Origin of the sequence: Hephaestia caeni (genome assembly GCF_003550065.1) — a bacterium.
Lineage (GTDB): Bacteria > Pseudomonadota > Alphaproteobacteria > Sphingomonadales > Sphingomonadaceae > Sphingomonas > Sphingomonas caeni_A.
Map to the genome: position 1 here is coordinate 1552817 of NZ_QXDC01000002.1, position 12179 is coordinate 1564995.

Consider the following 12179-nt stretch of genomic DNA (forward strand, 5'->3'; position numbering starts at 1 on the left):
GGTGGCGTTCCCCGCAAAGGCGGGGAATGACGGAGGGGGAGGACAGAAGGCCATCGGCGGCGAACGCTCTTTCCTACAACGCCCCACCTGTGCCATGATGTTCCTGCTTTGACCTCATCCTTCGCCTCTCCCGAACGTAACTCGCGTCGCCCCTCACCCGCGCGTGCGCCGCCGTTTCGCGTCACCTGTCCCTCGCTGCACCGTCAACTTGGTCAACTTCGCGCGCGTCATGCCTGAATCGCCCCTTCTCCCCGTCGCCGAGGCGCAGGCCCGTCTGTTCGCGATGGCGGCGACGGTCGCAGTCGAGAACACCCCCTTGCGCCACGCCGCCGGCCGCTGGGCCGCCGAGCCCGTCCACGCCCGCCGTACCCAGCCCGCCGCCGATCTCTCGGCGATGGACGGCTATGCGATCCGGCACGCCGATCTCCCCGGCCCCTTCCGCCTGATCGGCGAAAGCGCCGCCGGGCATCCCTTCGCCGGCAATGTCGGCGCGGGCGAGACGGTGCGCATCTCCACCGGCGCCGCGCTTCCCCTCGGTGCCGACACCGTCCTCGTCCAGGAAGAAGCGCGCCGCGAGGGCACCCTCGTCCATCTCGACGGCGACGGCCCCGCGCACAAGCGCCGCAACGTCCGCCCGCGCGGGCTCGACTTCCACGACGGCGACCTGCTGATCGACGCCGGCGCCCGGATCACGCCTGCGCGCCTCGCGCTCGCTGCCACCGCCGGGCTCGCCGCGCTCCCCGTCCGTCGCCCGATCCGCGTCGCGACGCTCGCCACCGGCGACGAACTGGTTCCCGTCGACACCCCCGCGACCGGCCTCCAGCTCCCCGAATCGAACACGCTGATGCTCGCCGCGCTGCTCGCGGACCTGCCCGTCGAGCTGATCGAGTGCGGCATCGTCGCCGATTCATGCGACGATCTTGGACTAACCTTCGCCTCACTTTCCGCGGCCACGGATCTGATCGTCACCACCGGCGGCGCGTCGGTCGGCGATCACGATCTCGTCCGCCCCGCGCTGCGGGCAGCGGGCGGCAGCATCGATTACTGGCGGATCGCGCTGAGGCCGGGAAAGCCGATGCTCGCCGGGCGGCTGGGCGGCGCGGTCGTGCTCGGCCTGCCCGGCAATCCGGTCTCCGCCTTCGTCACCGCGCTGCTGTTCGTGCGCCCGGTGATCGCCGCGATGGCGGGCGCCGCCGATCCGCGGCCCCGCACCGTCACCGCGCCCCTTGGCGAAGACCTGCCCGCCAACGGCCCGCGCACCGATTATCTGCGCGCCGAGCTGCGCGATGGCCGCGCCTTCGCCTCGACGATCCAGGATAGTTCGATGCTCGCCACGCTCGCCCGCGCAGGCTGCCTCATCCACCGTGCACCCGGTGCACCGGCCGCGCGGGCCGGCGAGAGCGTGGGAATCCTGCCGCTCGCTTGACAGGTCCACGAACAATACGTAAACGTTCCGTGTCTGTTCCTTTGGAGGACTGGGAATGCTGACCGCAAAGCAGCACGAACTCATCTGCTTCATCCACGATCGCCTTGCCGAAACGGGCGTCTCGCCCTCGTTCGAGGAGATGAAGGACGCGCTCGATCTCAAGTCCAAGTCGGGGGTTCACCGGCTAATCAGCGCGCTCGAGGAACGCGCCTTCATCCGCCGCCTGCCCAACCGGGCGCGCGCGCTCGAAGTGCTGCGGATGCCCGAACGCCCCACCCCGCACCGCAAGGGCGTCGCCCGCATCGTCTCGAAGGCGGAGATCGCGCGGACGATGCCCGAACCCGCCAACGACGTGCTCGAAATCCCGCTCCACGGCCGGATCGCCGCAGGCGTCCCGATCGAGGCGATCGAGGGTCAGTCGAGCCTGTCGGTCCCCGCCGCGTTGCTCGGCAACGGCGATCATTACGCGCTTGAGGTCGCGGGCGATTCGATGGTCGAGGCGGGCATCCTCGACGGCGATTACGCGCTCATCCGCCGCACCGAGACGGCGCGCGACGGCGAGATCGTCGTGGCGCTGATCGAAGACAGCGAGGCGACGCTCAAATATTTCCGCCGCGAAGGCGCGATGATCCGGCTCGATCCGGCCAACCGCGCCTACGATCCGCAACGCTACGCCCCCGCGCAAGTCCGCGTCCAGGGCCGTCTCGCCGGCCTTCTCCGCCGCTACGACTGAGGGAAAGGAATAGGAAGGCAAGGTCCGGAGCCCCCCGTTCGCCCTGAGCCTGTCGAAGCCTGTCATGAGCGCCTGCCTTGGCAGGCAGTCGAAGGGGGCCGTTCTTCTTTCTCATTACTCGGCGGGATCGACCCCGCCCTCTTCGTTATTTACGCTGTCCTACAACTCCGTCTTCGTGCGGTGATCCGCACTGTTCTGCGATCCGATCGATCTCACCCTCGTCGGCGGCGGCTTTCGCATATTGCTGCGATTCCTCGCGTCCTGTCGCCGGTGCCGCGGCGGTGCGATCGTCGGCGGATCGCGCCACGGTTGTTCGGCGCCGGGCCGCCGCACCGTCACGATCCGCCCGCTCGCCAGCGAGATCGCCACGCCGCCGGTGCGCGCCAACGTCTGCCGGTCGAGCCGTAGCCAGCGCGGCCGGCACGCACGCGGCAACCCGCGGGCGCTGACGACAATGTCCGCATTGGTGCAGGCCCGGATCAACTCGTCATAATCGACGAAATTGTCGCTCCGCGTCGCCATGATCCGCCACGTCCGCCCGCCCGCGCGATGGTCGGCGAGGCACAGGTCACGGCTGCACCGCGCCTCGGCGAGGTCGGCGAGCGCCAGCGGCTCCTCGGTCACGCCGCTGTTCTCGGCGAGCGTCATCCGCGTATAATCCCCCGCCCGCTCGCGCAGCAGCGCCAGCCCCTTGGGGGTCGCGATCGCGAGATGCTCGCCGTCGCCGGTGACGAGCAGATCGGGCGCCGGGGTCGCCAGCGCCCAGGCCGCGCCGATCGCAAGCGGCACCGCGCCCAGCCGCCGCCACCGCGTCCGCCACAAGGCAATCCACAGCCCGCCCGCGACCATCAGCCCGAACGCGTCGTCGGGCATCGCCGGCAAGGCCGCGCTTGCCCCCGGCGCGTCGGCCACCACATGCGCCAGCCACAGCAACAGCCGCAGCGCATGATCGACCACCCACCAGAAAGGCGCCCCCAGCCCCGCCGCGTCGAGCACCAGCGCCAGCGCCTCGGCGGGCATCACGACGAAGGTGGTCAGCGGGATCGCGACGATATTGGCGAGCGCCCCGTACACCCCCGAACGATGGAAATGGTACAGCGCGATCGGCGCCAGCGCGATCTCGACGACAAGCCCGGTCAGCAACAGCGAGAGCAATTCCCTGCCCAGCCGCCGCGCCGCGCCGTCGCCCCGCGCACTGAACCACGACCGCACTTTGGGATGCTCGTGCAAGGCGATGATCGCGGTCACCGCCGCGAACGACAGTTGAAAGCTCGGCCCCGCGAGCGATTCGGGCAACGCGACGAGCACGATCAGCGCCCCCGCCGCCACCAGCCGCAAGGTCAGCGCCTCACGCCCGATCGCGATCGCGAGCAGCACCAGCAGCGCGGCGACGCACGATCGGATCGTCGGCACCTCGGCGCCCGTCAGCCACGTATAGCCGACCGCCGCGATCGCGCCCGCCCCCGCCGCGATCAGCGGCAACCGCAGCCGCAATGCCAGTGCCGGGCTCAGCGCGAGCAGCTTGAGCACGATCAGCATCGTCGCACCGACCACCGCGGTGACGTGCAGCCCACTGATCGAGAGCAGGTGCGCCAGCCCGGCACGGCGCATCGCCTCGGCATCGCTATCGCCGATCGCACCCCGGTCCCCGGTCGCGAGCGCCGCCGCGATCGCCCCCGGCCCGCCCGCGACCTCGCCTTGAATGTGTGCTGAAAGCCGCGCACGCAACGCCGATCCGGGCGACGTTCCCGGGCTGACGAGCGTCACCGGGGCGAACGCCCGCCCGGTCGCGCCCAGCCGGTCGAACCAGGCGAGCCGCGCGAAATCATAGGCACCCGGAACGGCGGCCTCGGGCGGCGGCATGAACCAGCCGCGCAGCCGGATGACGGCGCCGGGCGCGAGGCCCGCCGGCACGTCCTTCTCGGCGATATTGGCGCGGACGTGCGGCGGCATCCCCACATTCCCAAGCGGGGCAAGCCGCACCCGTACCAGCCCGCGTGCCGGCAGCGGCGCGACCGCCTCGACCCGCGCCTCGAACGCCGCCACCGTCGGATGCGCCAGCACCGGCGCCGCGACCCGTTCGGCGCGCCACCAGATCAGCGCCAGCCCGATCGCGGCGGTGACGGCGACGATCGTGAGCGCGCGCCCTGCCCGCCCGCCGCGCCCCACCGCGACCCCGAACAGCGCGAGCGCGCCGAGCAGCAGCAGCGCGGCGATCCACCGGCCGGAATCGGGCAGCACGAGCCACGCCGTGATCCCGCCGCCCAGCATCACCGGCACCCACAAGGGAAGCTGGTCGCGCTCGGCTTCGAGCCAGGTTTCGAGCGCGTCCCGGGCACGGCCCAGCCGCCGGGATGCCGCGAATTGAAGCGGCCCCGATGCCGTGCTAGGGGCGTCCGCGGCTGAACTGGCCATCTTTTTTCCAGCTTGGGAGCAGGCGCAGTTGAGCGCAAGGTCTGATACCGGCGTCGTCACGCGCTTCGCGCCGTCGCCGACGGGTTTCCTTCATATCGGCGGCGCGCGCACCGCGCTGTTCAACTGGCTGTTCGCGCGCCATCACGGCGGCAAGTTTCTGCTGCGCATCGAGGATACCGACCGCGCCCGATCGACCCAGCCCGCGATCGACGCGATCCTAGACGGGATGCGCTGGCTCGGGCTCGATTGGGATGGCGATGCGGTCCACCAATTCGCGCGCGCCGGGCGCCATGCCGAGGTCGCCGCGCAATTGCTTGCCACAGGCCACGCCTATAAATGCTACGCGACGCCTGAGGAACTGGCGGCACTGCGCGAGGAACAGCGCGCCGCGGGCCGGCCGATCCGCTATGACGGCCGCTGGCGCGATCGCGATCCCGCCGAGGCGCCCGAGGGCGCGCCCTTCGTCGTCCGCCTCAAGGCCCCGCGCGAAGGCGCGACGACGATCGCCGATCGCGTCCAGGGCGACGTCACCGTCCAGAATGCCGAGATCGACGATTTCGTCCTGCTGCGCTCCGACGGCACGCCCACCTATATGCTCGCGGTCGTCGTCGACGATCACGACATGGGCGTCACCCACATCATCCGCGGCGACGATCATCTCAATAACGCTTTCCGCCAGCTTCCCGTGATTCGCGCGATGGGCTGGGCGGAACCCGCCTATGCGCATATCCCGCTGATCCACGGCAGTGACGGTGCCAAGCTTTCCAAGCGCCACGGCGCGCTCGGCGTCGATGCCTATCGTGACGAGATGGGGATTCTCGCCGAGGCGCTCGACAATTACCTGCTCAGGCTCGGCTGGGGGCATGGCGATGCCGAGATCATCAGCCGCGCACAGGCGATCGAGTGGTTCGATCTCGCTGGCGTCGGCAAGTCGCCGTCGCGTTTCGATTTGAAGAAGCTCGAGAATCTCAACGGCCATTATATCCGCGAGGCCGATGATGCGCGGCTCACCGATCTCGTCGCCGGCAGGCTCGGCTTCGCCCTCACCGATGGCCAACGCGCGCTCTTGCAACGCAGCATGTCCTTCCTGAAGCCGCGCGCCGCCAATTTGCTCGACCTCGCGGACGGTGCGCAGTTTCTTTTTCGCAGGCGCCCACTGGAAATGGACGACGACGCCGCCAATCTGCTAGGGGGCGACGCACCTACGTTGCTGGCGCGCATTCACGACGCGCTCGCGGCCCTCGCCGATTGGAACGCCGCCGCGGCCGAAGCCGCAGTGCGCTCGGTGGCCGAGGCCGAGGGTGTGAAGCTGGGTGCCGTCGCACAACCGCTGAGAGCGGCGCTGACCGGACGCAAGACGTCGCCCGGCATCTTCGATGTGCTCGATCTGCTCGGGCGTGAGGAGAGCCTGGGACGCATCGCCGACCGGATGGTGTCCGCCGCTTGAGAAGAACGAACGAAAGGAAGCCGCATGAGTGACTCCGCGAAGCTGAGCGTGGCCGGAAAAGACCATGAATATCCGGTGCTGCCGGGCTCGGTCGGGCCTGAGGTCATCGATATCCGCAAGCTCTACGCGCAAACGGGGACATTCACCTACGATCCGGGCTTCACCTCGACCGCGAGCTGCGAATCGGGGCTCACCTATATCGACGGCGATCAGGGCATCCTGCTCCATCGCGGTTATCCGATCAGCCAGCTCGCGGAGAAGTCGTCCTTCATGGAGGTCTCCTACCTGCTCCTGAACGGCGAGTTGCCCACGCAGGACGAACTCGACACCTTCACCCGCACGATCACCCGCCACACCATGCTGCATGAGCAGCTCGCGACCTTCTATCGTGGGTTCCGGCGCGATGCGCATCCGATGGCGATCATGTGCGGCGTCATCGGCGCGCTCTCGGCCTTCTATCACGATTCGACCGACATCTCGGACCCGCAGCAGCGGATGATCGCCAGCCACCGGCTGATCGCCAAGATGCCGACGATCGCGGCGATGGCCTATAAATATTCGGCCGGCCAGCCGTTCGTCTATCCGCGTAACGATCTGTCCTACACCGCCAATTTCCTGCGCATGACGTTCAGCGTCCCGGCCGAGGAATATGAGATCGACCCCGTCGTCGAACAGGCGATGGACCGGATCTTCATCCTCCACGCCGATCACGAACAGAACGCCTCGACCTCGACCGTCAGGCTGGCGGGCTCGTCGGGTGCGAACCCGTTCGCGTGCATCGCCGCCGGCATCGCCTGCCTGTGGGGGCCGGCGCACGGCGGCGCCAACGAGGCCGCGCTCAACATGCTGCACGAGATCGGCACCCCCGATCGCATCCCCGAATATATCGCCCGCGCCAAGGACAAGGACGATCCGTTCCGGCTGATGGGCTTCGGCCACCGCGTGTACAAGAATTACGATCCGCGCGCGAAGGTGATGCAGAAGACCGCCGCCGAGGTGCTGAAAAAGCTCGGCGTCACCGACCCGGTATTCGATGTCGCGCGCGAGCTGGAGCATATCGCGCTCAACGACGAATATTTCATCGAGAAGAAGCTCTATCCCAACGTCGATTTTTATTCGGGCGTCGTGCTGTCGGCGATCGGCTTCCCGACCTCGATGTTCACCGCACTGTTCGCGCTCGCACGCACGGTCGGCTGGGTCGCGCAGTGGAACGAGATGATCTCGGATCCGGCGCAGAAGATCGGCCGCCCGCGCCAGCTCTATACCGGGCCGACGCAGCGGGATTATGTTCCCGTCGCCAAGCGCTGAGCGATGCGCCGCGCGCGGCCTTTCCTGATCGCCATCGGCCTCGCGTTGGCCGCGTTCGGGGTTCTGTTCCTGCTCCAGGGCCTCGGCGTCGTCCGCTGGCCCGCCAGCAGCGCGATGGTCGGCGATCTGATCTGGGTGAATTACGGCGCGGCGATCGCGGTGCTGGGTCTTTTCCTCGTGCTCGTCGCGCGGCGGCTACGGTAACGGCGGCCGATCGATCATTCGCTTTGGCCGCAAGAAGCGGGCAGCGGCACATCGGGCGATCGCTTATGTTCCCCTCATCGATCAGAGGGAGACGCCCCGTGCCGCTTCATACCAAGACGATTGCATCGCCCGTCGGCGCGCTGACGCTCGTCGCCGGCGACCGCGGGCTCGCGGCGGTGCTGTGGGAGAATGATCGGCCTAGCCGCGTCCGGCTCGGTCCATTGCACGCCGCGTCCGATCATCCGATCCTCGTCGAAACCGAATATCAGCTTGCCGATTATTTCGCCGGCCGCCGCACACGCTTCACGGTCGCGCTCCAGACCGCCGGCACCGATTTCCAGAAGCAGGTCTGGGCCGCGCTACGCGCCATCCCGTTCGGCGAGACGCGCAGCTACGGCGAGATCGCGCGCCACATCGGCCGGCCCGGCGCGTCGCGCGCCGTGGGCGCGGCGAACGGCCGCAATCCGGTGTCGATCATCACCCCTTGCCACCGCGTCGTCGGTGCGAACGGATCGCTCACCGGTTTCGCGGGTGGATTGAAGGCGAAGCAATTCCTGCTGGCTTTGGAACAAGGGCAGGCGTGCGCGGGCTTGGAATAAACGGCGACGCGAACTACCGGCCCCTGGCCGGCCGCCGCAGCGCCATCGGGCCGTAGACTAGCAGGAACAGCACGAAGGCCGCGCCCCACAATCCCCCGGCGAGATGGATCGCCCCCATATAGTCGACGGGGAGAAGCGGCGCGGTCACGCGCAGCAGCGCGCCCATATGGACCAGGAGATAGATCGCCACCGTCGCCCGATCGGCCTCGAGCGGCCGGCCGGTATGCCCGCGCGTCGCGCGCGTCATCACCGCCAGCGTCATCGCCGCCATCGCTCCCGCGCCAAGCGCGTGGATCGCGCTCGACACTGGAAAAGCGGGATGAAGGATCGCGCCGCCGAGCAGGATCAGCCCGAGCGGCAGCCACGCATAGGAAACGTGCAGCACGAACACCAATGGGTCGCGCAGTGCTTTCAGTCCCGCCCAGCGGGCCAGCCGGGCGATCTGTAGCGCGCCCGCGACGAGCAGCAGGGCGCCCGTCGCGGCGCTGTCGGGCGACACCACCCATCCGGCGAGCGCAAGCGCCATCGCCCCGATCACGGCGATGTCGAACCGGTTCGCCATCGTCGGCAGGCCCGCGGCGTGCCCTTGCCGCATCAACCAGTTGCGGGTGAAGGCGGGAATGATCCGGCCGCCGATGATCGAGATCAGCATCAGGATCAGCGCGAAGCCCATCCGCACCCCCAGCGCGGAATCGGCAAGCGCCCCCATCGCCGCGGCGTGATCGATCATGCACGCGACCAGAAACAACAGCAGGACGATCAGGATCGGCTTGTTGCGATTGCCGGAGGCGATGATTTCGCGCGCCGCATAGGCGAAAAGCAGCAGCAGGAACGCGCTATCGAGCGCCGCACCGACGAGCGGCGGCACCGTCCCCGAAAAGAGGATCGCGAGCCGCGCAGCCAGCCACAGCCCGACAGCCGCGGCGACGCGCCATCCCGTCACGGCGGGGCGCCCGGTCCAATTGGGGATGGCCGCGCTCAGGAAGCCGCCGATCACCGCGCCCAGATAGCCGAACAGCATTTCGTGCTGGTGCCACGCCAGCGGGTCCATCGCCGTGGGCAATGTCCAGCGTCCGTCGAGCGCGCCGACCCACAAGGTGACGACGATCACCGCCCATAACGCCCCGCCCGCGAACAGCAGGCGAAAGGCGCCCCGCAACCAGAACGGCGTCGCGGCACCCGTGTCCGGACGGCTCGCCGCGACCGCCGTGTTCATGCCCGCGCCCCCTTGCGCCACAACCCGAGGATGACGACCTGCCACGCGACCGCGATCGCGCCGAGGATGAACACGACGTCGCCGAACGTCCGGATCCAGCGCAGCGTTTCGAGGAAGCCCTGCTGGAGGAACTCGGCGCTGCGCGCATACCACATGCCCGTCGTCACGCTCGCTTCGAACTGGAACAGCCCGACCGGCAGCAGGCTGGTGAAGATCATCAGCACCAGCCCGGCGTTCAACCCCCAGAAGCCGATCCGCATCAGCCGCTCGTTGAACGCGATGTCGGGCCGGATATAGTGCAGCACCAGCAGCGTGAAGCCGAGCGCGAGGAAGCCGTAGACCCCGAACAGCGCCGCATGGGCATGCACCGCGGTGGTGTTGAGGCCCTGAAGGTAGAACAGCGCGATCGGCGTGTTGATCATGAAGCCGAACACTCCGGCACCGAGCATATTCCAGAACGCGACCGCGATGAAGCACATCAGCGGCCAGCGCAGCGGGCGCATCCACGGCGCGCGGTCGCGCAGGCTCCAATGCTCCCACGCCTCATAACCGAGGACGATCAGCGGCACGACCTCAAGCGCGCTGAAGGCGGCGCCAACCGCGAGGATCGGCGTCGTCGTCCCCGAAAAATAGAGGTGATGGAAGGTCCCCGGCACGCCGCCGACCATGAACAATGAGGCCGAGGCAAGGCTCGCCGCGGTGGCGATCCGCCGTGACACCAGCCCCATTGAGGCGAAGATGAAGGCGATGGCGGCGGTGGCGAACACCTCGAAAATGCCCTCCACCCACAAATGGACGACCCACCAGCGCCAATATTCCATGATCGTGATGTGGGTGCGCTCGCCGTAGAAAAGGCCCGTGCCGTAAAAGAGCCCGATCGCGATGGTCGAGACGGTGAGCAGCGCGAGCAGATTCTTGTCGCCGCCCTCCTTGCGGCGCAGCGCCGGCAGCATGCAGCGCAGCATCAGCACCAGCCAGAACAGCAGTCCGGCGAACAGCGCGATCTGCCAGACGCGGCCGAGATCGAGGAATTCATACCCCTGATGCCCCAGCCAGAAACCGATCCCCGCCGGCATCACCTGCGCGATCGACAGGTAATTGCCGACGAACGAGCCGACGACGACCAGGATCAAGGCCCAGAACAGCAGGTCGACGCCCAGCTTCTGATGTTTCGGATCGCTACCGTGGATGACCGGCCCCAAGAACAGCCCCGCCGCCAGAAAGGCGGTCGCGATCCACAGCACCGCGCTCTGCACGTGCCAGGTGCGGGTCAGCGCGTAGGGGAACCACTGCGAGACATCGACGCCGTAGAAACTTTGCCCCTCGATCGTATAATGCGCGGTGAAGCCGCCGATAAACACCTGAAAGACGAACAGCGCGACCACCACGAACAGATATTTGCCGAGCGCGCGCTGCGACGGCGTAAGCGCTGCGAGCGTCAGCGGATCCTTGTCGGCGGCGACCAGCGGCGTATCGTCGTGCCGGCGCAGGAAGGCCCAGCCCCAGATCAGCGTGCCGACGCCGGCGATCAGGATGACGACGCAGGCGAGCGACCAGAGGATATTCTCGGGCGTGGGAAAGTTGCCGACCAGCGGCTCGGGCGGCCAGTTGTTGGTATAGGTCGCCACCGTTCCCGGCCGTTCGGTCGAGGCCGCCCAGGCGGTCCAGAAGAAGAAGTCGGTCATCGCCGCGCGCTTCGCCCCATCGGGCAGCGTGTCTTCCTTCATCGCATAATCGTCGCGCAACTGGCGCAGCGCCGGGTCGGCGCCGTACAGCCCCTCGTAATGATCCGCGGTCAGCGCGACCGCCCGCGCGCGGCGGTCCGACAGCGTGACGACGCCGGTTTCGGGATCGAGGCTGTTGTGGCGATATTCCTGCCGGAGCCGATAGGTCAGCGCGGCCTTCTGCTCGACGTTGAGCGCGTCGAACGCCTCGCCGTAGGTCTCTTGCGCCGCGAGGCCGAGCCATGCGGTGAGCTCGCGGTGCAGCCAGTCGGCGGACCAGTCGGGTGCCTGATAGGCGCCGTGCCCCCAGATCGAGCCGAGTTGCATCCCGCCGGTGCTCTGCCACGCCGATTGCCCGGCCAGAATATCGTCGCGGGTCATCAGCACCTCGCCCGAGGTGGAGACGACCTGTGCGGGAATCGGCGGCGCCTTGCGGTAAATCTCGACGCCGGAGACGCCGAGGATCGCGAACGTCACCGTCAGAACGGCGATCAGCACCCACCAGAGTTTACGATATTCGCCCACAGTCCCCTCCCCCTGTCGTTGCCCTACCGTAGCAATACCCGCTTTACGCCCTTTCCGCGCCCACCATCTGCCGGTCATCGTATCCGTCGACTATATCATCAGAAGCATGATGCAACTAGGTCACGTCAATCGCGCGACACCTGCCCAGGGGACGGAGCGCCATCGAACCGGCGGCGCGATGTGGGGCGATCTGCCGGCCCGCAACGGGGCCCCGCCACGGATCAATCCCCGGGCCGTGGCGCTCCCGGCGAGCGGCGGCGCCCCCACAGCGAGCGGATCGTGGCGGCAAGCCATCGTCCAAGCGCCTTCGCCGGACCGTCATCGTGCCTGATGTGCAAGGCGCGCCGCACATCGAGCGGCCCCGATCCGATCACTTCACCGCATTCCGGACAGAACATTGCCTATCCTCCCTTCGCGCACGGCCGGATCGGCCGCATCGACGATCCATCAAGCGCAAGATAGCAAAGCCGGTCGGAATGATTTTGCGCCAGCGCAAACAGCATCGATATGCCGCCGCCATCTCCTGAATGTCGATCGGTCCTAGATCCTGGGTGGCCTAGCCGCGCCATCGCTGCGCGCGCG

9 protein-coding genes are annotated in these 12179 nt (G+C 68.1%); 6 read left to right on the plus strand and 3 right to left on the minus strand.

All coding sequences use genetic code 11. From position 1 onward, the window contains the following. The first annotated feature begins 229 nt into the window (after positions 1-229). Entirely contained in the window at positions 230-1426 is a 1197-nt protein-coding gene (locus tag DFR49_RS07265) for a molybdopterin molybdotransferase MoeA (protein ID WP_119035339.1), read from the plus strand. A gap of 55 nt (positions 1427-1481) precedes the next feature. Further along, positions 1482-2159: a transcriptional repressor LexA gene (lexA, locus tag DFR49_RS07270; protein ID WP_119034954.1), complete on the plus strand. Its 678-nt coding sequence runs from the start codon at positions 1482-1484 to the stop codon at positions 2157-2159. A 159-nt stretch (positions 2160-2318) separates the two neighbouring features. On the opposite strand, the gene DFR49_RS07275 is transcribed toward lexA, so the two are convergent. After that, complete coding sequence (locus DFR49_RS07275) at positions 2319-4574, minus strand: ComEC/Rec2 family competence protein (RefSeq protein WP_119034955.1); 2256 nt, start codon at positions 4572-4574, stop codon at positions 2319-2321. Positions 4575-4602: 28 nt separating this feature from the next. Between DFR49_RS07275 and gltX the strand changes: the two genes are divergently transcribed. The 4 genes from gltX to DFR49_RS07295 all read left to right on the plus strand — a co-directional run bounded on the left by gltX (position 4603) and on the right by DFR49_RS07295 (position 8132). After that, complete coding sequence (gene gltX, locus DFR49_RS07280) at positions 4603-6021, plus strand: glutamate--tRNA ligase (protein ID WP_119034956.1); 1419 nt, start codon at positions 4603-4605, stop codon at positions 6019-6021. Between the two features lie 24 nt (positions 6022-6045). Continuing rightward, positions 6046-7329: a citrate synthase gene (locus DFR49_RS07285; protein WP_119034957.1), complete on the plus strand. Its 1284-nt coding sequence runs from the start codon at positions 6046-6048 to the stop codon at positions 7327-7329. 3 nt (positions 7330-7332) lie between these two features. Beyond that, positions 7333-7533 carry a hypothetical protein gene (locus tag DFR49_RS07290; RefSeq protein ID WP_119034958.1) on the plus strand — a complete coding sequence of 67 codons (201 nt, stop codon included), beginning with the start codon at positions 7333-7335 and terminating at the stop codon, positions 7531-7533. Between the two features lie 65 nt (positions 7534-7598). Continuing rightward, complete coding sequence (locus DFR49_RS07295; protein WP_119034959.1) at positions 7599-8132, plus strand: methylated-DNA--[protein]-cysteine S-methyltransferase; 534 nt, start codon at positions 7599-7601, stop codon at positions 8130-8132. Positions 8133-8145: 13 nt separating this feature from the next. On the opposite strand, the gene DFR49_RS07300 is transcribed toward DFR49_RS07295, so the two are convergent. Both DFR49_RS07300 and DFR49_RS07305 read right to left on the minus strand, forming a co-directional pair. Next, positions 8146-9348, minus strand: coding sequence for an NnrS family protein (locus DFR49_RS07300; RefSeq protein WP_147373663.1), 1203 nt, complete (start codon positions 9346-9348; stop codon positions 8146-8148). After that, positions 9345-11597, minus strand: coding sequence for a nitric-oxide reductase large subunit (locus tag DFR49_RS07305; protein WP_119034961.1), 2253 nt, complete (start codon positions 11595-11597; stop codon positions 9345-9347). Before DFR49_RS07305 ends, DFR49_RS07300 begins: the two co-directional genes overlap by 4 nt. Between the last annotated feature and the right edge of the window lie 582 nt (positions 11598-12179).